The sequence below is a fragment of the Janibacter zhangyanbonis genome, assembly GCF_050507325.1.
Classification (GTDB): domain Bacteria; phylum Actinomycetota; class Actinomycetes; order Actinomycetales; family Dermatophilaceae; genus Janibacter.
The window spans coordinates 1,223,264-1,244,054 of record NZ_CP191481.1 but is presented as its reverse complement, the minus strand read 5'-3'; the positions used below and the strand labels follow the sequence as shown (position 1 = coordinate 1,244,054).

The following is a 20,791-nucleotide window of genomic DNA, read 5'->3' as shown; positions in this document are numbered from 1 at the left end:
CGGCCCATGCTACCCGGCCGTCCTCGGCCGAGGTTGTCCACCGTCGCCGTCCACAGGCCTGTGGGTGAGAGCGAGGAACGCGCCCTGCGCCTGTGGACAGACGTGTGGGCGGTGTCCGCTCACCGATGGGCGGGCTGTGGTGTTGCCGGGGGCCGCCGCAGCGGCGTAGAACAGTCCTCACACCGCGGCCGTCGGGAGGCGGCCGGCAGGACCACAGGGATAACGACGATCGCACGTCTGGCACGGGGGAGGCTCCGAGTCGGGCTCGGGCGACCATGGCGACGTCGGCGCCTCCTGGTCCACGTGTCACCGCATCGTCACGGCCTCGTGCCGCGCGTTGTGCTGCAGTCGCCGCAGGACCCCACGGGGCGTGACACGGACAGCGGTCGAGGGCCCTCCCCCGCGTCGGGGGGAGGGCCCTCGGCTGTGTCCGGGACGGGCGAAGGGGGGGTCAGCCCCGGATCTGGCCGTCGCCCTCGACGACCCACTTCGTCGTCGTCAGCTCGGGCAGCGCCATCGGGCCGCGCGCGTGCAGCTTCTGCGTCGAGATGCCGATCTCCGCCCCGAAGCCGAACTCCCCGCCGTCGGTGAAGCGCGTCGAGGCGTTGACGAGCACCGCCGCCGCGTCGACCTCGGCGGTCCAGCGCCGGGCGGCCGCCCGGTCCTCGGTGACGATGGCCTCGGTGTGGCCGCTGCCGTGGCGGCGCACGTGCTCCATCGCCGCGTCGAGGTCGTCGACGACGGCGACGGACATCTCGAGCGCGAGGTACTCGGTGTCGAAGTCCTCGTCCGTCGCCGGCTCGACCGTCACGCCCTCGGGGGCGAGTTCGCGGGTCGCCTCGTCGCCGTGGAGCACGACGCCGGCTGCCGCGAGCTCGCGCAGCGCGTCGGGCAGCACGTCGGCGGCGACGGCGCGGTGGACGAGGAGCGACTCGGCGGCATTGCAGACGCTCGGGCGGTGGGTCTTGGCGTTGAGCGTGATCGCCAGGGCCTTGTCCCGGTCGGCGGCGGCGTCGACGTAGACGTGGCAGTTGCCCACGCCGGTCTCGATGACGGGCACGGTCGACTCGGTGACGACGGTCTGGATCAGGCCCGCACCCCCGCGCGGGATGAGCAGGTCGACCAGGCCGCGGGCGGTCATGAGCGCCTTGACCGCGTCGTGATCGCCCTCGAGCAGCTGGACGGCGTCGGCCGGCAGGCCGTGCGCCTCCAGGGCCGAGCGAAGGGCGGTGACGAGGGCACGGTTGGTGCTCGCGGCGGCCGAGCCGCCGCGAAGGATCATGGCGTTGCCGGACTTCAGACCCAGGCCGGCGGCGTCGACGGTGACATTGGGGCGGGCCTCGTAGATCATGGCGACGACCCCCATCGGCACCCGCACCTGGCGGATCTGCAGGCCGTTGGCGAGCGTCGATCCGCGCACGACCTCGCCCACGGGGTCGGGCAGCCCGGCGAGGTCGCGCAGGGCGTCGGCGACGGCCGCGACGCGCTCGGCGTCGAGGGCGAGGCGGTCGAGGAGGCCGGTGGCCATCCCCCCTTCGCGCCCGCGCTGGAGGTCCTGCGCATTGGCGGCGACGACGTCGTCCGTGGCGGCATCGACGGCGTCCGCGAGCGCCAGCAGGGCGGCGTCCTTGTCGGCGCGGGTGAGCAGGGCGAGGGTGCGGGAGGCGACGCGGGCCCGCTCGGCGAGGTCCGTGACCGTGGCGATGCTGTCCGTCATGCGCACAGGCTACGACCGGGCGATGCGATGATGCCGGGGTGACCACGATTCTGTCGATCCAGTCCCACGTCGCCTACGGCCACGTCGGCAACTCCGCTTCTGTCTTCCCGATGCAGCGCCTCGGTGTCGAGGTCTGGCCGGTGCACACGGTCAACTTCTCCAACCACACCGGCTACGGCGCGTGGCGGGGTCCGCTGATGGACCCGGCCGACGTCGCCGACGTCATCACCGGGATCGGTGAGCGTGAGGCCTTCGCCGAGGTCGACGCCGTCCTGTCCGGCTACCAGGGCGGTGAGGGCATCGGCGCGACGATCCTCGAGGCCGTCGCCGCGGTCAAGGCCGCCAACCCCGACGCGATCTACGCCTGCGACCCGGTCATGGGCAATGCGAAGTCGGGCTGCTTCGTCCACGAGTCGATTCCCGTGCTGCTGCGCGACAAGGTCGTCCCGCAGGCCGACCTCATCACGCCCAACCAGTTCGAGCTGGGCTTCCTCACCGAGACCGAGCCGGAGACGCTCGAGGAGACCCTCGCCTCCGTCGACGCCGCGCGGGCGATGGGGCCGAGCACCATCCTCGTCACCTCGGTGCTGCGCCCCGACCGGCCCGAGGGCACGATCGAGATGCTCGCCTGCCACGAGGACGAGGCGTGGATCGTGCGCACCCCGCACCTGCCGCTCAAGGCCAACGGCTCCGGCGACGTCACAGCCGCGCTCTTCACGAGCCACTGGCTGCGCAGCCGCGACCTGCAGCAGGCCCTCGGCGCGACCGTCTCGGCGGTCTTCGACCTGCTGCAGCTCACCCTCGACTCCGGCAAGCGGGAGCTGCAGCTGGTCCAGGCGCAGGAGGCCTACGCCCACCCGCGCATGCAGTTCGAGGTCACCCGCGTGCGCTGACCCGGGTCAGAGCAGGGCGAGGTGGTCACGGTGGATGACCTCGCGCTCGTACTGCGGGCCGATCTCCTTGGCCAGGTCCTTGGTGCTGCGCCCCATGAGGTGCGGCAGCTCACCCGAGGTGTAGTTGACGAGGCCGCGCGCGATGACGGTGCCGTCGGGGCCGACGACGTCGACCGGGTCGCCGTCGGTGAAGGAGCCGGTCACCCCGGTGATGCCGGCGGGCAGGAGCGAGCGGCCCCGCTCCCGCAGCGCGGTCACCGCGCCCTCGTCGATCTGCACCGACCCGCGCGGGGTCGTCGCGTGGGCGAGCCACAGGGCGCGTGAGCCCCGCCGACGTCGCGCGGGCGCGAAGGCCGTGCCGACGTCCTCGCCGGCGAGCGCCTCGGTGACCTGGTCGGCGGAGGTGAGCACCGTCGGGATGCCGGACGCACCGGCGATCGTCGCGGCCTCGACCTTCGTCGTCATGCCGCCGGAGCCGACGGCCGAGCCGGTGCCGCCGATGGAGATCGACTCCAGCTCCGCCGGGTCGGCGACGAGCTCGACCCGCTCGGCCCCGGGTGTGCCCGGCTTGGCCGTGTAGAGCGCGTCGACGTCGGTGAGCAGCACGAGGGCGTCGGCGCCGACGAGCTGGGCGACGAGCGCGGCGAGCCGGTCGTTGTCACCGAAGCGCACCTCGTGGGTGGCGACGGTGTCATTTTCGTTGACGATCGGCAGCACGCCGAGGTCGAGCAGCGAGTCGAAGGTGCGCTTGGCATTGGTGTAGCTCGTGCGCCGGGTGACGTCGTCGACCGTCAGCAGGACGAGCCCGATGGTGTGTCCGTGCCGGCCGAAGGCCTTGTCGTAGGCCGACAGCAGCACGCCCTGCCCGACGCTCGCGGCCGCCTGCTGGCGGGCGAGGTCGCTGGGCCGCGTCTCCATGCCGAGCGGGCCGATACCGGCGGCGATGGCGCCGGAGGAGACGAGGACGACCTCGGTGCCCTCGCTGCGCCGGGCGGAGATCGCGTTGACCAGCGCGGTGAGCCGGGCGACGTCGAGCTCTCCCCCGGCGGCGCTCGTCAGCGACGACGAGCCGACCTTGATGACGATGCGCCGGGCCCGGGCGATCGCCCGCCGGGCGTCGGCTCCCATCAGTCGTCCTCGGTCCAGTGCCCGGCGTCGCGCTCGGTGCGCAGGTCCTCGCGGGCCGCGGTCTGGGCGTCCTTGCGGGCGTGGAACTGCTCGCGCCGCTCCTGGGTCGTGCGCCGAGTGCTCTCCTCGAGGCGCAGGTCGGTGCCGCGGCCGCCGAGCAGCTCGGCACCGCCGACGAGGGTGGGCTCCCAGTCGAAGACGACGGCGTCGTCCTCGGGGCCGATGAGCACGGTCGAGCCGGCGACGGCTCCCGCCTTGGTCAGCTCCTCCTCGACGCCCGCACGGTTGAGGCGGTCGGCGAGGTAGCCGACGGCCTCGTCGTTGGCGAAGTCGGTCTGGTGGACCCAGCGGGTGACCTTGGCACCGAGGACGCGGAAGACCTCGCCCTCCGAGCCGCCCTCGCGACGCACGACGAAGCCGGCGTCGTCGACGGCCTTGGGGCGCAGGACGACCCGCTGCGGGGCGACCTCGACGGCCGACTCCGCGCGCGCCGCCTGGACGTGGCGGGCCATGGCGAAGGTCAGCTCGCGCAGGCCGGTGTGGGCGACGGCGGAGACGATGAAGACCTCGAGGCCGCGCTCCTCCAGGTCGGCCTTGACCATGTCGGCCAGGTCGAGCGCGTCGGGCACGTCGGCCTTGTTGAGCACGACGATGCGGGTGCGCTCCGACAGCGGGCGACCGCCGAGGGTCTCGTCGGCGACATAGGCCGCGAGCTCGGCCTCGATGACGTCGAGGTCGCTCATCGGGTCACGGCCCGGCTCGAGCGTCGCGCAGTCGATGACGTGGACGAGCACGGAGCAGCGCTCGACGTGGCGCAGGAACTCCAGACCCAGGCCCCGCCCTTCGCTCGCCCCGGGGATCAGACCCGGGACGTCGGCGACCGTGTAGCGCACGTCGCCGGCGGTGACGACGCCGAGGTTGGGCACGAGGGTGGTGAAGGGGTAGTCCGCGATCTTGGGCCGCGCCGCGGAGAGCACGGAGACCAGCGAGGACTTGCCGGCGCTCGGGAACCCGATGAGGGCGACGTCGGCGAGGGACTTCAGCTCGAGGACGACGTCGGTCGACTCCCCCGGCTCGCCGAGCAGGGCGAAGCCGGGCGCCTTGCGCCGCGCACTCGCCAGCGCCTTGTTGCCGAGACCGCCACGACCACCCTGGGCCGCGACGAAGGTCGTGCCGGGTGTGACGAGGTCGGCGAGGACGTCACCGGCGCGGTTGGTGACGACGGTGCCGGCGGGCACGGGCAGGATGAGATCCTCGCCGTTGGCGCCGTTGCGCTCGTCGCCGGCGCCGGGCGCGCCGTTGGTCGCCCGGCGGTGCGGGCTGCGGTGGTAGTCGAGCAGGGTCGTCACCTGCGCGTCGACGACGAGGACGACGTCACCACCGTGGCCGCCGTTGCCCCCGTCGGGGCCGCCGAGCGGCTTGAACTTCTCCCGGTGCACGGACGCGACGCCGTGGCCACCCCGGCCCGCCTCGACGTGCAGGGTGACCCTGTCCACGAAGGTCGTCACGACCTCACCTTTCCTTCGATCTGGTACGGCGAAGGGGGCAGGTCACCTCGACCCGCCCCCTTCGCGCATGCTGTGGCTCGCGTCAGCTGGCGGTACCCGCCGGGAGGACGCTGACGACCTTGCGGCCGCGCTTGGCACCGAACTGGACCTCGCCGTCCGCCAGGGCGAACAGCGTGTCGTCACCACCGCGGCCGACGTTGTCGCCCGGGTGGAAGTGGGTCCCGCGCTGGCGCACGATGATCTCACCGGTGCCGACGATCTGGCCGCCGTAGCGCTTCACGCCGAGGCGCTGCGCGTTGGAGTCGCGGCCGTTCTTGGACGAGGAGACACCCTTCTTGGAAGACATGTCAGTGGGTTCCTAACTGTTGAAGGAAGGCTCAGGCCTTGATGTCGGTGATCTTCAGCTGCGTGAGCGGCTGACGGTGACCCTGGCGCTTGCGGTAGCCGGTCTTGTTCTTGTACTTCATGATCGTGATCTTCGGGCCCTTGGCGGCCCCGACGACCTCGGCCTTGACGCTGACCTTGGCCAGCTTGTCGGCATCGCTGGTGACGGTCGAGCCGTCGACGAGCAGGATCGGCTGCAGGTCGACGCTGTCGCCGGCCTCGCCCTTGATCGAGTTGATGAGGATGGTGTCGCCGACGGAAACCTTTTCCTGGCGGCCACCCGCGCGAACGATCGCGTACATCAGGGGGAACTCACTCTCTGTCTGAAGTGCACTCGCTCTGTCTGACCGGCCAACAGTCCCCATGCACGGGCATGGAGCGTCCGCTCGGTGGGCGCACCAAGAGTCAAGACTACCGGCGACCCCCTCCACCGGACAAACCGGCGAAGGGGGTCGACGTGCAGTGCTCGGGTCAGGCCTTGGGCGGGCCGGCCTCGGAGGTCACGCGCTTGCGCTTGCGACGGGCCGGGGCGGCCGGCTCGGGGTCGGCGACCGGCGTGGTCGGAGCCTCGCCCGACTCCCCCGCGACCTTGGTCAGCGGGGCGCCCGTCGGCTCGGCCGGGGCGGTGAGGTCGACGGCCTGGAGGGCCACCGGGGCACCGGCGCTCGAGGCGGCGCGGCGGCCGCCACGACGACGCGTGGGCGCCGGCTGCTCGGCCTGCTCCGCCTCGGCCACCGGCTCCTCGGCGGGCGGTGCCACCTCGGGCTCGGGCTGCGGCTCCGGCTGGGCCTCGGGCTCGGTGGTCGCGGTCAGGTCGACCGGCTCGAGGGCCACGGGAGCCCCCGCGCTCGAGGCGGCGCGACGGCCGCCACGACGACGCGTGGGCGCCGGCTGCTCGGCAACGGGCTCCGGGGTCGGCTCGGGCGTCGGCTCGTCGGCGACCTCGGCCTCGGTCTGCGCGATCTGCGCGACGTCGTCCTCGCCCGGCTCTCCGGCGATGTTCTTGATCGCCGCGGCGTGGGCCGCCGCCGCGATCTGGGCCGCGGTGCGGCCGTTGGCGTCGGTCGACTCCTCGACCGGCTCCGGCCGCTGCTGCGAGGGCTCCTTGTCCCCCTTCGACCGGCCGCGACGGGACTTGCCGCCACCGTGGTTGCCGCCGTGGTCGCCCCCGGCGTGACCGCCCGGGTCGTGGGCCACCGGCTCGTTGGAGACGATGATCCCGCGGCCGTGGCAGTGCTCGCACTCGGTGGAGAAGACCTCGATGAGGCCGGAGCCGACCCGCTTGCGGGTCATCTGGACCAGGCCGAGCGAGGTGACCTCGGCGACCTGGTGCTTCGTGCGGTCGCGGCCCAGGCACTCGAGCAGGCGGCGCACGACGAGGTCGCGGTTGGCCTCGAGGACCATGTCGATGAAGTCGACGACGATGATGCCGCCGATGTCGCGCAGCCGCAGCTGGCGCACGATCTCCTCCGCGGCCTCGAGGTTGTTCTTCGTCACCGTCTCCTCGAGGTTGCCCCCGGAGCCGGTGAACTTGCCGGTGTTGACGTCGATGACCGTCATCGCCTCGGTGCGGTCGATGACGAGCGAGCCGCCGGACGGCAGCCAGACCTTGCGGTCCATCGCCTTGGCGATCGCCTCGTCGATGCGGTGCGCGGCGAAGACGTCACCGTCCCCGGTCCAGCGCTCGAGGCGCTCGGACAGGTCGGGCGCCACGTCGTCGACGTAGCCCTTGATCTCGCGCCAGGCGCCCTCGCCGGCGACGACCATGCGGGCGAAGTCCTCGTTGAAGATGTCACGGATGACCCGCACGGTCATGTCGGGCTCGGCGTGGAGCAGGACGGGCGCGCCGCCGGCGGAGCCCTTCTTGCCCTTCTTGCTCTCGGCCTTGGAGCTGATCTTGTCCCAGGCGCGGGTGAGCCGCTCGACGTCGGCGGTCAGCTCGGCCTCGGAGGCGCCCTCGGCCGCCGTGCGCACGATGACGCCGGAGTGGTCGGGGACGACCTGCTTGAGGATGCCCTTGAGGCGCGAGCGCTCGGTGTCGGGCAGCTTGCGCGAGATGCCGGTCATGCTGCCGCCCGGCACGTAGACGACGTAGCGGCCCGGCAGGGAGATCTGCGAGGTGAGGCGGGCGCCCTTGTGGCCGATCGGGTCCTTCGTCACCTGGACGAGCACGGAGTCGCCGGCGGACAGCGCATTCTCGATCCGTCGGGCCTGGCCGTTGCCGACGCCCTGCGCCTCCCAGTTGACCTCGCCGGCGTAGAGCACGGCGTTGCGGCCCTTGCCGATGTCGATGAAGGCGGCCTCCATGCTCGGCAGCACGTTCTGCACCCGGCCGAGGTAGACATTGCCGACCATCGTCGAGGTCGTCTCGCGGGAGACGTAGTGCTCGGCGAGCACGCCGTCCTCGAGGACGCCGATCTGCGTGCGGTCGCCGTGCTGGCGCACGACCATGACCCGCTCGACGCTCTCGCGGCGGGCGAGGAACTCGGCCTCGGTGATGATCGTGCGGCGGCGACCGGCCTCGCGGCCCTCGCGGCGACGCTGCTTCTTCGCCTCGAGACGGGTCGAGCCCTTGATCGACTGCGGCTCGTTGCGGCGCGACTCGCGCACCTTGGTCACGGTGCCGGGCGGGTCGTCCTGGCTGCCGTTGCCACCGCCGCCGCCACCGCGACGACGACGGCGCCGACGGCGCGAGCTGCTGCCGCCCTCGTCGTCACCCTCGCCCTGGTCGGCGTCGGAGTCCTCGTCGGAGGCGGAGTCAGAGCCGGCGTCGGCGTCCGAGTCGGACGCGTCGTCGGCGGAGTCCTGCTTCTTCTTGCCGCCGCGACCACGGCCACCCTTGCCCTTGGCCTTGCCCTCGGACTGCTGCTCGTCGTCGCCCTCGGCGGACGCGTCGTCGTCGGAGCTGCCGGAGGAGTCGTCGGAGTCCTGACCGGAGTCGGAGTCGTCACCGGAGCGGTTGTTGCGGCCGCGGCCGCCACGCCGCCGGCGCCGGCGCCCGCCGTCAGCCTGACCGGGGTCGGCGTCCTGCGAGCCGGAGTCGTCCGAGCCGGAGTCCTGGTCGGTGTCGGGCTGGTCGTCCTCGTCCTCCTCGTCGTCCTCGACGTCCTGCGGCTCGGGGGCCGGACGACGGGCCGGGGCCGGCGCGGGGGCCGGGGGCTGGAAGAGCAGACCGAAGCTCGGGACGGCCGCGGGGGCCGGGGTTGCTTCGGTCTCGGTGGCGGTCTCGACGGTGTCGTCGACCGGCTGGTCGTTGTCGGTGGCCATGTGGCACCTCCTGCACACCGGCCGGACCCCGACACCAGCACCCGAGGGTGCAGTCCAGCCGCCGTGCGGCGTGGCGGGCGCTCGCCCGCGGAAGAGTCCGTGTTGCCTCGACGTGGCTCGCGCCCAGCGCGGCACCCCGTCGGGGCCGGCGACGGCTCAGTCGGTGGCCAGTGGGTCGGCCACGCTCTCGGTCTCGCTGCTCCAGATCCCCTGCGCCAGGCGCGTCGCCTTGGGCGATCGCGTCGGCGCGAACGAGGTGGCAGCGGTGATCGCGCTGAGGACGTCGTCGGGGCGAACGGCAGGTGTGGTGTGCCGCACGACCATCGTCAGTATCGCACAGCCCTCGTCGGACAGACCCGTCTGTGCCCGGATGACCGGCTCGCGCGCGTCGTAGGACTTCATGCCCTTCTTGAACATCCGGCTGACCTCGACCCGCTCCTGCGCGAGGAAGCCCTCGACCGCCCGGTCGAGATCGGCCAGCTCGACACCGGGGAACTCCAGCAGCCACCGGCTCGCCTGGAGCCGGTCGGCCAGAGCGCCCGGCTGGGCGTCGACGACGGAGACGATGTCGAGCCCCTCGGGCAAAGCGGCGTCGAGCGCCCGGCCGAGGGCGTCGGGGTCGACCCGCTCGGTCACCGAGATCTCGAAGTACTCCGCCTCGCTCGCGGCACCGGTCGCCGCGCCGTTGGCGTAGGAGATCTTCGGGTGCGGGTGGAAGCCCGCGGAGTAGGCCATCGGGACGCCCGCGCGACGCAGCGCCCGCTCGAGGGCGCGCCCGAAGTCACGGGTCGAGGAGTAGCGCAGCCGGCCGCGTCGGGCGTACTGGATGCGCAACTTCTGGACCGCCGGCGGTGGCGGCGGACCGTCGGGGGTGCGTTGCGGGGACATGGAGGTCAAGCCTAGGCGCCGCGCGCGAGCAGCTCGACCAGGTGGACCCCGGTCCGCTCCGACAGGTCGGCGATCTGCGTCTGGCACGAGAAGCCGTCGGCGAGGACGACCGCGTCGCGGCCGGCCGCCTCGATCGCCGGGAGGAGCTGCTGCTCGGCGACCTTGACCGAGACCTCGTAGTGGCCGAGCTCGACGCCGAAGTTGCCGGCCAGCCCGCAGCACCCGCCGAGCCGGGTCACCGTCGCGCCGGTGCGGGCGAGCAGCGCCTCGTCGGCCGACCAGCTCATCACCGCGTGGTGGTGGCAGTGCGGCTGGGCGACGACCTCGGTGCCGGTGAGGTCGGGGGCGACCCAGCGCCCTTCGTCGATGGCGCTGGTGAGCACCTCGGCGACGGTGCGCACTCCCCCGGCCACCTGCCGGGCCGCGCCGGAGTCGACGAGGGCCGGCAGGTCGTGGCGCAGGGCCGCGGTGCAGCTCGGCTCCATGCCGACGACCGGGATGCCCGCGGCGACGACCGGGGCGAGGACGTGGGCGGCCTCGGCGAGCGTCTTCTTCGCCGCGTCGAGCTGCCCCGTGGAGATGAAGGTCAGGCCGCAGCACAGCGCCTCCGCCGGGACGAAGGGGGTGAACCCCGCCTCCCGCAGCACGGCCACGGTGGCCCGCCCGACCTGCGGCGAGAAGTGGTCGGTGAAGGAGTCGACGAAGAGCGCGACGGGGTGGTCGGTGCCAGCCGCCTGCGCGGCCGAGGCGACGAGGCCCTCGTCGGCGGCCCAGGAGCGGAAGGTCTGCCGCGCGAAGGTCGGGATGCTCCGCCGCGGGTCGACGCCCGCGGCGGGCAGGGTGAGCCGCTTGATGCCCGGGAGCGAGGTGAGGGCGTTGGCGACCCGGGGGATCTTCGAGGCGACGCGGGCCAGCTGCGGCAGCCGGCCGAGCGAGTAGTGGCTGCGCGGACGGATGCGGCCCTTGTAGGTCTGGTGGAGGGTCTCCGACTTGTAGGTCGCCATGTCGATGCCCGTCGGGCAGTCGCTGGCGCAGCCCTTGCACGACAGGCACAGGTCGAGCGCGTCGTGGACCTCGGGCGAGCGCCAGCCGTCGGTGATCGTCGTCCCGTTGAGCATCTCCTGCAGGGCGCGGGCGCGGCCGCGGGTGGAGTCCTTCTCCTCCCCCGTCGCGAGATAGCTCGGGCACATGACCGTGCTCGACGTGCCGGCGGCGCGGCACTTGCCGACCCCGGTGCAGCGGTGCACGGCCTGGCTGAAGTCCCCGTCGTCGCCCGCGTAGCCGAAGGCGAGCGGCACGGTGACCTTGTGGGCCGCGGGGATGCGGATGTCGGCCTCGACGGGCGCGGCATCGACGAGGACCCCGGGGTTGAGCAGGTTGGTCGGGTCGAAGGCGTGCTTGACCGCGCCGAAGAGCGCCATCGTCTCGGGCCCGTACATGCGCGGCAGCAGCGCCGAGCGGGCCCGGCCGTCGCCGTGCTCGCCGGACAGGGAGCCGCCGTAGGAGGCGACGAGGTCGGCGGCCTGCTCGACGAGCCGGCGGTAGCGGTCGGTGGCGTCGGGCGCGTCGAGGTCGACGTCGAGCCGGATGTGCAGGCAGCCGTCGCCGAAGTGGCCGTAGGGCAGGCCCTGCACGTCGTGCACGTCGAGCAGCGCGTCGAAGTCCCGCAGGTAGTCGCCGAGCCGCTCCGGCGGCACGGCCGCGTCCTCCCAGCCCGCGTGCGCGGGGCGGTCGCGGGGCGAGCGCGACGACAGGCCGGCGCCGTCCTCGCGGATCTTCCACAGCGAGCGCGCGTGGCCGGGGTCGGTGACGACGAGCGAGTCGGTGTGCGGGATCTCGCGGCAGACCCGCTCGGCGGCGGCCTGCGCGGCCGCGGCGTCGTCCCCGGGGACCTCGACGAGCATCCACGCGGCGCCCCGCGGCAGGTCGGGCACGGCGTGCGGGCCCCGGCGGCGGCGCACGATGTCGACGATGCGCGAGTCGATGCCCTCGGCCGCGACCGCGCCCAGCCCCTTGAGCTGGTGGGCGACGTCGCCGGCGGCGTAGATGTCGGGGAAGCCCAGGACCGCCAGGCAGGTGGCCGCCGGGTCGGTGACCAGCCGCACCCGGGCCTGCGTGACGACGGCGAGGGTGCCCTCGGAGCCGACGAGCATGCGGCCGATGTCGCGGCCACGCTCGGGGGCGAGGTGCTCGAGGGCATAGCCCGAGACCTGCCGGCCGAAGCGGCCGAACTCCGTGCGGATCGTGCCGAGGTGGTCGTCGGCCAGCTGCGTCAGGCGGGCGACGAGGGCGTCGTCCCCGGTGAGCGAAGGGGGTTCCGCCGCCACTCCCGTCGTCGCGGACAGGGCCGTGCCCGCCGCGGTCAGCAGCTCCATGCCGACGACGTTGTCGCTCGTGCGGCCGTAGCCCAGGGCGCGGTTGCCGCAGGCGTTGTTGCCGATCATGCCGCCGACGGTGCAGCGGCTGTGGCTGCTCGGGTCGGGGCCGAAGCGCAGCCCGATCTCGCGGGCTCGGGCCTGCAGCGTCGCGTGCACCGTGCCCGCCTCGACGAGGGCGGTCGCGCTGTCGAGGTCGACCTCGAGGACCCGGCCGAGGTGGCGGGCGGTGTCGATGACGATGCCCGGGCCGACGGCATTGCCCGCGCACGAGGTGCCGGCCCCTCGCGTGGTCACCGGGACGCCGAGCTCACGCGCGACCGCGAGGGTCGCGGCGATCTCGTCGGTGTGCCGCGGGAAGACGACCGCCCGCGGGGGCACCCGGTAGATGCCCGCGTCGGTGGCGTACATGCCGATCGTCAGGGCGTCGGTGCGGGCGTCGGCGACGCCCTCGCGCCGCAGCGCCTCGGTGAGCACGGTCGGCGTCGCGGTCGTCGGCGTCGCAGTCATGTCGGGCATTCTCCCCCTTCGTCCGTCGTCGGGGTCGAGGGGCCCGCAGGGCGGTCAGGAGGGGCGGACCATCTCCTGCTTGCCCGCCCCGAGGACGGTGAGCGGCAGCAGCGTCTTGCCCGTGGGGCCGATCTCGATGTCGGTGCCCATCTGGGGGCAGACGCCGCAGTCGAAGCACGGGGTCCAGCGGCAGTCGTCGACCTCGGTCTCGTCGACGGCGTCGAGCCAGTCCTGCCACAGCCACTCCTTGTCGAGGCCGGAGTCGATGTGGTCCCAGGGCAGGACCTCCGACTCCTCACGCTCGCGGGTGGTGTACCAGGCGACGTCGACGCCGGTGCCCTCGAGAGCGGTCTCGGCGGCCGACATCCAGCGGTCGTAGGAGAAGTGCTCGCTCCAGCCGTCGAAGCGACCGCCGTCGCGCCACACCTGCTCGATGACCCGGCCGACGCGGCGGTCACCGCGCGAGAGCAGGCCCTCGACGATGCCCGGCTTGCCGTCGTGGTAGCGGAAGCCGATGGACCGGCCGTAGCGCTTGTCGGCGCGGATCGCGTCGCGCAGCTTGTGCAGCCGCTCGTCGGTCTCCTCGGCGCCGAGCTGCGCGGCCCACTGGAAGGGGGTGTGCGGCTTGGGCACGAAGCCGCCGATGGAGACGGTGCAGCGGATGTCGTTGTGCCCGGCGACCTGGCGACCGGTCTCGATGACCCGCTTGGCGACCTCGGCGATCTGGAGGACGTCCTCGTCGGTCTCGGTCGGCAGGCCGCACATGAAGTAGAGCTTCACCTGGCGCCAGCCGGCGCCGTAGGCCGCGGAGACCGTCTTGATGAGGTCGTCCTCGGTGACCATCTTGTTGATGACCTTGCGGATGCGCTCGGAGCCGCCCTCGGGGGCGAAGGTCAGGCCGGACCGGCGACCGTTGCGGGTCAGCTCGTTGGCCAGGTCGATGTTGAAGGCGTCGACGCGGGTGCTCGGCAGCGACAGGCCGGTGTTGGTGCCCTCGTAGCGGTCGGCCAGGCCCTTGGCGATGTCACCGATCTCGGTGTGGTCGGCGCTCGAGAGCGAGAGCAGGCCGACCTCCTCGAAGCCGGTGGCCTCGAGGCCCCGCTCGACCATCTCGCCGATGCCGGTGATCGAGCGCTCGCGCACCGGGCGGGTGATCATGCCGGCCTGGCAGAAGCGGCAGCCGCGGGTGCAGCCGCGGAAGATCTCGACGCTCATCCGCTCGTGCACCGACTCGGCGAGCGGCACGAGCGGCTGCTTCGGGTAGGGCCAGGCGTCGAGATCCATGACGGTGTGCTTGTCAACCCGCCACGGCACGCCGGTCTCGCTCGGCACGACGCGCTGGATGCGCCCGTCGGGCAGGTAGTCGACGTCGTAGAAGGCGGGGACGTAGACGCCGCCGGTCGCGGCGAGGCGACGCAGCACCTCGACCCGGCCGCCCGGGCGGCCCTGGGACTTCCACTCGCCGATGATGTCGGTGGCGGTGAGCACCGCCTCCTCGCCGTCGCCCACGATCGCGGCGTCGATGAAGTCGGCGACCGGCTCGGGGTTGAAGGACGCGTGCCCGCCCATGACGACGATCGGGTGCTCGTCGCCGCGGTCGGCCGCGTGGAGCGGGATGCCCGCGAGGTCGAGGGCGGTGAGCATGTTGGTGTAGCCCAGCTCGGTGGAGAAGCTCAGCCCGAAGACGTCGAAGTCGCCGATCGCGCGGTGCCCGTCGACGGTGAACTGCGGCAGCCCGTGCTCGCGCAGCAGGGCCTCCATGTCGGGCCACACCGCATAGCTGCGCTCGGCGAGCGCGTCGGGGCGCTCGTTGAGGACCTCGTAGAGGATCATGACGCCCTGGTTGGGCACGCCGACCTCGTAGGCGTCGGGGTACATCAGGGCCCAGCGGACCGTGAGGTCCTGCCCGTCGGGGCCGTGACCACCGACGTGCCAGTCCTTGACCGTGGAGTTCAGCTCGCCCCCGACGTACTGGATGGGCTTGCTGACCTGCTCGAGCAGGGGCTCCAGGGCAGGGAAGATCGACTCACCGGACATACCCCAAGGGTAGGTCCGGTCCGCGGCTGTCCCAAACGCCACGGACCGGACCTCCCTCCGGACGACGCGACCACTCAGCTCGGGTAGAGCTCCTCGATGTCGGCCTTGAACTTCTCGGCGACGACCTTGCGGCGCAGCTTCAGGCTCGGTGTCAGCTCGCCGTCCTCGACCGTGAGGTCACGACCGAGGATGTGGAACTTCTTGATCTGCTCGTGCCGGTTGAGGCCCGCGTTGAGCTCGTCGACGTAGGACTGGACCATGTCGCGGGCCTGCATCGAGGAGACGATCTCGGTGTAGCTCGCGCCCTCGAGGCCGTTGGCCTGGGCCCACGGCTGGATCGCCTCCTCGTCGAGGGTGACCAGGGCGGAGACGAACTGCCGGTTCTCGCCGTGGACGAGGAACTGACCGACATAGGGGCACAGCCCCTTGAAGGTCGACTCGATGAGCGAGGGCGCGACGTACTTGCCGTTGCTCGTCTTGAAGAGGTCCTTCTTGCGGTCGGTGATCTTGACGAAGCCGTCGGCGTCGATCTCGCCGATGTCGCCGGTGTGGAACCAGCCGTCGTCCGTGAGCACCTCGGCGGTCGCGTCGGGGTTGTCGTGGTAGCCCTGCATGACGTGCTCGCCGCGCACGAGGATCTCGCCGTCCTCGGCGACCTTCATCTCCGTCTGCACGTTGGGCCAGCCGACGGTCCCCACACGAAGGGCGTAGGGCCGGTTGACCGTCGCCGCCGCCGAGGTCTCGGTGAGGCCGTAGCCCTCGAGGATCGGCAGGCCGGCGCCGTTGAACCAGTGGGCGATGTCGGTGTTGAGCGCCGCCGAGCCGGAGATGAAGAAGCGCACCCGACCGCCGAAGCGCTCGCGCACCTTGCTCAGGACGAGCTTGTCGGCGACCTTGTGCTTGAGGCCGAGCGCGACGCCCGGGGAGCGGCCCTCGGACATCGCCTGGGAGTAGGCGCGGGCGGTCTCGGACGCGAAGTCGAAGATCTTCGCCTTGGCACCGCCCTCCTCCTGCATCGACAGGGAGAGCTTGCCGTAGACCTTTTCGAAGATCCGCGGCGCCGCGGCCATGAAGGTCGGGCGCACCTCGCCGAGGTTGTCGACGATCTTGTCGATCCGGCCGTCCACCGCCGTCTGCATGCCGACGTCGGTGCTGATGAGCAGCAGCACCTTGGCGAAGACGTGCGACAGCGGCAGCCACAGGTAGTGCACGTCGTCGGCGGTGAGCATCCCCGTCGAGCGGATCGCCGCGCCCTGGTAGGTCCACGTCCGGTGCAGCAGGCGCACGCCCTTGGGCCGGCCGGTCGTGCCCGAGGTGTAGATGATCGTCGCGAGCGACTCGGGACCCGTGCCGTCGATGCGGGTGTCGACGACGCCCGGCTCGGAGGCGAGCAGGGCGGCACCGCGCTCCTCGAGGTCCTCGAAGGAGATGACCCAGTCGTCGAGGTCGACGCCCTCGGTGTCGACCGCGACGACGGTCATGACGTCGGGGATCGCGTCGCGGACCTCGCGCAGCTTGGCGACCTGCTCGGCGTCCTCGGCGACGACGACGCGGGAGCCGGAGTTGGCGATGATGAAGGCGACGTCGTCGCTGATCGACGTCGGGTAGATCGTCGTCGTCGCAGCGCCCGCGGCCATGATCGCGTAGTCCGCGAGCACCCACTCGATGCGGGTGCTCGAGGCGAGCGAGACCCGGTCCTCCGGCTGGATGCCGAGGTCGACGAGGCCCGCGGCGAGCGCCCACACCCGCTCCCCCAGCTGGGCCCACGTCAGCTCCCCCCAGGCGATGCCCGAGGGGAAGGAGTAGGCGGTGGTGTCGGGTGTGGCGGCGATGCGGTCACGCAGAAGGTGACCGACGGAGGGGGCGCGGTGGGTGAAGACGCTGGCGTCGAAGACCTCGTCGGACGCGCGCGAGGGGATGGGGTCAGGCACGGGAAGTCCACTCCTTCGTGGGCTGCGGGTGGTGCGCGCATCTTCTCCCACGAGGGCGGGCGGTGTCACTGCCCTGTCCGGACAGTGACCGATTGGTAACCAACGGCCCGGGGCGGCGGCCCGGCCGGGGGGCACTCAGGCCGGCTTGCGTCGCACGTAGAGCTGCTTGCGATAGCGGGCGACGAGGGTTCCGTCGGGCGCGACGACGTCGTTGTCGCACCACACGAGGTGCTTGGAGCCGTCGGCGGTCGCCGCCCGGATCCCGTCGAGGAGCTCGTCGGTGAGCCGGATGCTCGTGCTCACGTCGGTGCGGCCGGGGCTGACGAAGTCGATCTCGCCCGCCTTGTCCCACACGATGTAGTCCCCACCGAGGTTGCGCAGGGCGCCGAGCATCCACCACGGGTCGCACATCGCGAAGAGCGATCCCCCGAACTGCGTGCCGACGTAGTTGCGGCTCCAGGGGCGCATCCGCAGCGAGACGTCGAACTCGCGGAAGTCGGGCGAGATGCGGTCGACGTTGACGCTCGCCGCGAGGAAGGGCGGCCACAGGTTGAGCCCGCGGCGCAGGGCGGTGGCGCCGAGGTCCTTGGACAGGGTCTGGAAGGTCGGGATCTGCACGGCGACATCGTCACCCGCGCGGTCGCGCCGGTCCACGACCTGTGGCGGACCTCTCCTCCCGGGTCACGGCGACGACGAGGCCGATCGCCGCCCAGCAGGCGAACATCGACGACCCGCCGTAGGAGAGGAAGGGCAGCGGCAGGCCGGTCACCGGGAGCAGGCCGAGGTTCATCCCGATGTTCTCCACCGACTGGACGGCGAACCAGCTCGCGACCCCCCAGCACACGAGCCGGACGAAGGGGTCGTCGCTGCGCGTGCCCGCGAGGGCGATGCGGGCGACGACGAGCCCCAGGAGGCAGACGACGAAGGCCGCACCGACGAAGCCGAGCTCCTCCCCCGCGACCGAGAAGACGAAGTCGGTCTCCTGGAAGGGGATGGCGCCCGAGCTCGTCAGGTCGCCGGCGTGCAGTCCCTGCCCGCCCCAGCCACCTCCGGCGATCGCCCGTCGTACCTGCTGGGTCTGGTAGCCGATGCCGAGCGGGTCGGTGCTCGGGTCGAGGAAGGCGGTGAGCCGGTCACGCTGGTAGGCGCTGAGCAGGGGCGTCGTGAAGGCCGCGGTCACCGCCGCGACGCCGGCGAGCAGCACCCCGGCGAGCCAGGGCCAGGAGGCGCCGGAGACGACGAGCACGCCGAGCGCGAGGGCGACGAGCACGAGCGCCGAGCCGAGGTCGGGCTGGGCCATGACGAGCAGCACGGGTACGGCCGTGACGAGCCCGGCGAGCAGGACCTCTCGGGGCCGTGGCCGGTCACGGCGCTCCGCCGCGGGCGCGAGCAGCATCGGCAGGGCGACGCACAGGCCGACCTTGGCCATCTCGCTCGGCTGGATCGAGAAGCCCCCGGGCACCTGGATCCACGACCGCGAGCCGTTGATCTCGGAGCCGAGCGGGGTGAGCACGAGGGCGAGACCGATGATCCCCGCGAGGTAGACGAAGGGGGCCAGTGCCCGCAGCGCCGCCCGGTCCAGCCGGACGACGGCCAGGGCGATGAGCAGCCCGATGGCGAGGTTGAGCAGGTGCCGCACGAGATAGGCGGAGCCGGCGTCGGCCCGGGTGGCGGAGTGGACGAGCACGGCGCCCAGGCCCGAGGCGATGAGCGCCGCGGCGAGCAGGACGAGGTCGGAGCGCAGCAGCTGCCGCGCGAGCCGACCACGCCGACCTGGCTCGGGCACGGCCGGCGTCAGAGGTCGAGCAGGTCGCGGGTGCGCTCGACGTCGCGCGCCATGGCCACGAGCAGCTCGTCGATGGACTCGAAGCGCAGCGTCGGGCGCACGTGGCCGACGAAGTCGACGGCCACCCGCTCGCCGTAGAGGTCGAGGTCGGTGCGGTCGAGGACGTAGGACTCGACGACGCGGACCTGCCCGTCGAAGGTCGGGTTGGTCCCCACCGAGATGGCGGCCGGCAGGCGACGCTCCGGGTCGCCCTCCGGCCGGTCGAGGCGGATGAGCCAGCCGGCGTAGACGCCGTCGGCCGGGACGAGCCCGAGGCTGTCGGCGCCGAGGTTGGCCGTCGGGTAGCCGAGCTCGCGCCCGCGGTGGTGGCCGTGGACGACGGTGCCGACGACGCGGTGCGGACGGCCGAGGATGGCGGCGGCCTCGGCGGCCTCGCCGGCGGCGAGGTGGGCGCGCACGGCCGAGGAGGACCAGCGCTCGGTCTCGCCCTGGTCCTCGATGACGACGACGTCGAAGCCGTGCTCCTCGCCCAAGCGGCGCAGCAGCTCGACGTCACCGGTGTAGCCGGCGCCGAAGCCCTTGGTGTCGGCCCCGACGACGAGGCACTGCGCCTGCAGCCCGGTGACGAAGGTGTCGACGACGTAGTCGACGGCGCTCGTCTGCGCGAACTCCATGGTGAAGGGCAGCGACAGCAGCCCGTCGACCCCGGCCTGATCGAGCAGCTCGTCGCGCAGCGGGCCGGGCGAGATGATCTCCGGAGCGCGCTCCGGGTGCATGACCTCGACCGGGTGCGGGTCGAAGGTCACCGCGACGGCGGGCAGGTCACGCTCGCGCGCCTGCCGGCTGAGCTCGTCGAGGATCGCACGGTGGCCGCGGTGCACCCCGTCGAAGTTGCCGAAGGTCGCCACGCACGGCCGCAGCTGCGGCGGGGTGTCGCTCGGGGCTGTCCAGTGCTGCACGAGAGGACACTCTACGAACTGGCGGGGGCGAAGACGACGTGGGCTCGCGCGCGGGCGCGGCTCTCGTCGAGCACGGCGACGAGCTCGCCCTCCGGCGACAGGGCGGCGACCGGCTCGGTGCGGCCGGGCTCGGCGCTCTCGACGCGCTGCCCGTAGCCAAGGGCGCGGGCCTCGTCGGCCGTGAGCTCACGGGTGACGAGGGCCGCCCGGGCGGCGTCGGCGAGCGGGGTGAGCGGCAGCTGCGCGTCCTCTCCCCCGCTCTCGCGCAGGGCGGTGAGCTCGTCGAGGGTGTGGGCGTGCTCGAGCGTCAGCCCGCCCACACGGGTGCGGCGCAGCGCGGTGAGGTGGCCGTGGGTGCCCAGGTCGGCCCCGAGGTCGCGGGCGAGGGCGCGCACATAGGTCCCGGACGAGACCTCGACGACGACGTCGACGTCGAGCACCGGGTGGCCGCCGGCATCGGCGGGGCGCACGTCGAGCACGTCGAATCGGGAGACCGTGACCGGCCGCGCCGGCAGGTCGACCTCCTCGCCGGCACGCACGCGGGCGTAGGAGCGCTCGCCCTTGACCTTGATCGCGCTCACCGCGCTCGGCACCTGCTGGATGTCACCGGTCAGGCGCCCGATGGCCGCGTCGAGCGCGGCCCGGTCGACCCCGGCCACCTCGCCGACGCTCGTGATCTCCCCTTCGGCGTCGTCGGTGATCGTCGCCTGACCGAGGCGGATCGTCGCGGTGTACTCCTTGTCCGCGCCGACGAGGAAGGTGAGCAGCTTGGTCCCCCGCCCGACGCCGAGGACGAGGACGCCGGTGGCCATCGGGTCGAGGGTGCCGGCGTGGCCGACCTTGCGGGTGCGGTAGAGACGTCGGCTGCGGGCGACGACGTCGTGGCTGGACCAGTCGGCCGGCTTGTCGACGACGACGAGACCGTCGCTCACGCCGGGGAGGTCCCCTCGTCGTCGGCGTCCTTGGTCCGGTAGGGGTCGGCCTCACCGGCGGGCCGGGCGTCGGTGCGCGAGCGGGCGAGGTCCTCGTCGCGCTCGCGCGCCGAGCGCAGCAGGTCGTCGATGTGCGAGGCGTTCTCGGGCAGCGCGTCGGGGATGATCTCGAGGGTCGGCGTGAGCCGGATCCCGAGCTGCTTGCCGACGAAGGAGCGCAGCTTGCCGCGGTTGGCCTCGAGGACCTCGGCACTGCGCTCGCGCTGCGCGTCGTCGCCGAAGACGGTGTAGAAGACCGAGGCGTGCTGCAGGTCGCCGGTCACCCGCACGTCAGTGATCGTCACGAAGCCCAGGTCGGGGTCCTTGACGACCTGCTGCAGGTTGGCCGCGATGAGCTCCTGGATGCGGTCGGCGATCTTGCGGGCGCGGGCCGGGTCGGCCATGGCACACCTCCGTGAGGGGCTGGGTGGGGACGG

16 protein-coding genes are annotated in these 20,791 nt (G+C 72.7%); 1 reads left to right on the top strand and 15 read right to left on the bottom strand.

What is annotated here, in order from left to right; translation table 11 throughout:
- Positions 1 to 451: 451 nt before the first annotated feature.
- Entirely contained in the window at positions 452 to 1,717 is a 1,266-nt protein-coding gene (locus ACQBJO_RS06130; RefSeq protein WP_421006789.1) for a glutamate-5-semialdehyde dehydrogenase, read from the bottom strand.
- A 38-nt stretch (positions 1,718 to 1,755) separates the two neighbouring features.
- Here ACQBJO_RS06130 and pdxY point away from each other — a divergent pair, with 38 nt between their 5' ends.
- Positions 1,756 to 2,610 (top strand): pyridoxal kinase PdxY, encoded by an 855-nt coding sequence (gene pdxY / locus ACQBJO_RS06125; protein WP_255185869.1) that lies wholly within the window; start codon positions 1,756 to 1,758, stop codon positions 2,608 to 2,610.
- A gap of 6 nt (positions 2,611 to 2,616) precedes the next feature.
- On the opposite strand, the gene proB is transcribed toward pdxY, so the two are convergent.
- The 14 genes from proB to rbfA all read right to left on the bottom strand — a co-directional run bounded on the left by proB (position 2,617) and on the right by rbfA (position 20,758).
- On the bottom strand, positions 2,617 to 3,738 hold the full coding sequence (gene proB, locus ACQBJO_RS06120; RefSeq protein WP_255185868.1) for a glutamate 5-kinase: 1,122 nt from the start codon (positions 3,736 to 3,738) through the stop codon (positions 2,617 to 2,619).
- The gene (gene obgE, locus ACQBJO_RS06115; protein ID WP_421006790.1) at positions 3,738 to 5,246 is read right to left on the bottom strand and encodes a GTPase ObgE; all 1,509 of its coding nucleotides are present in this window, start codon (positions 5,244 to 5,246) and stop codon (positions 3,738 to 3,740) included. Before obgE ends, proB begins: the two co-directional genes overlap by 1 nt.
- A gap of 82 nt (positions 5,247 to 5,328) precedes the next feature.
- Entirely contained in the window at positions 5,329 to 5,592 is a 264-nt protein-coding gene (gene rpmA, locus ACQBJO_RS06110; protein ID WP_255185866.1) for a 50S ribosomal protein L27, read from the bottom strand.
- Between the two features lie 31 nt (positions 5,593 to 5,623).
- Entirely contained in the window at positions 5,624 to 5,932 is a 309-nt protein-coding gene (gene rplU / locus ACQBJO_RS06105) for a 50S ribosomal protein L21 (protein ID WP_421006791.1), read from the bottom strand.
- A 169-nt stretch (positions 5,933 to 6,101) separates the two neighbouring features.
- Positions 6,102 to 8,897 carry an Rne/Rng family ribonuclease gene (locus ACQBJO_RS06100; protein WP_421006792.1) on the bottom strand — a complete coding sequence of 932 codons (2,796 nt, stop codon included), beginning with the start codon at positions 8,895 to 8,897 and terminating at the stop codon, positions 6,102 to 6,104.
- A gap of 156 nt (positions 8,898 to 9,053) precedes the next feature.
- On the bottom strand, positions 9,054 to 9,785 hold the full coding sequence (locus ACQBJO_RS06095; protein ID WP_421006793.1) for a TIGR03936 family radical SAM-associated protein: 732 nt from the start codon (positions 9,783 to 9,785) through the stop codon (positions 9,054 to 9,056).
- An 11-nt stretch (positions 9,786 to 9,796) separates the two neighbouring features.
- The gene (locus ACQBJO_RS06090; RefSeq protein ID WP_421006794.1) at positions 9,797 to 12,670 is read right to left on the bottom strand and encodes an FAD-binding and (Fe-S)-binding domain-containing protein; all 2,874 of its coding nucleotides are present in this window, start codon (positions 12,668 to 12,670) and stop codon (positions 9,797 to 9,799) included.
- A gap of 54 nt (positions 12,671 to 12,724) precedes the next feature.
- Entirely contained in the window at positions 12,725 to 14,707 is a 1,983-nt protein-coding gene (locus ACQBJO_RS06085) for a TIGR03960 family B12-binding radical SAM protein (RefSeq protein WP_421006795.1), read from the bottom strand.
- Positions 14,708 to 14,781: 74 nt separating this feature from the next.
- Positions 14,782 to 16,638, bottom strand: a complete 1,857-nt coding sequence (locus ACQBJO_RS06080; RefSeq protein WP_421006796.1) for an AMP-dependent synthetase/ligase — start codon at positions 16,636 to 16,638, stop codon at positions 14,782 to 14,784.
- Between the two features lie 135 nt (positions 16,639 to 16,773).
- On the bottom strand, positions 16,774 to 17,256 hold the full coding sequence (locus ACQBJO_RS06075; RefSeq protein ID WP_255185859.1) for a DUF4442 domain-containing protein: 483 nt from the start codon (positions 17,254 to 17,256) through the stop codon (positions 16,774 to 16,776).
- A gap of 10 nt (positions 17,257 to 17,266) precedes the next feature.
- Positions 17,267 to 18,424: an FtsW/RodA/SpoVE family cell cycle protein gene (locus ACQBJO_RS06070; RefSeq protein WP_255185858.1), complete on the bottom strand. Its 1,158-nt coding sequence runs from the start codon at positions 18,422 to 18,424 to the stop codon at positions 17,267 to 17,269.
- A gap of 8 nt (positions 18,425 to 18,432) precedes the next feature.
- Positions 18,433 to 19,383: a bifunctional riboflavin kinase/FAD synthetase gene (locus ACQBJO_RS06065; RefSeq protein ID WP_421006797.1), complete on the bottom strand. Its 951-nt coding sequence runs from the start codon at positions 19,381 to 19,383 to the stop codon at positions 18,433 to 18,435.
- An 11-nt stretch (positions 19,384 to 19,394) separates the two neighbouring features.
- Positions 19,395 to 20,315, bottom strand: a complete 921-nt coding sequence (gene truB / locus ACQBJO_RS06060; protein WP_421006798.1) for a tRNA pseudouridine(55) synthase TruB — start codon at positions 20,313 to 20,315, stop codon at positions 19,395 to 19,397.
- Positions 20,312 to 20,758, bottom strand: a complete 447-nt coding sequence (gene rbfA / locus ACQBJO_RS06055) for a 30S ribosome-binding factor RbfA (RefSeq protein WP_255185855.1) — start codon at positions 20,756 to 20,758, stop codon at positions 20,312 to 20,314. Before rbfA ends, truB begins: the two co-directional genes overlap by 4 nt.
- Positions 20,759 to 20,791 lie beyond the last annotated feature (33 nt).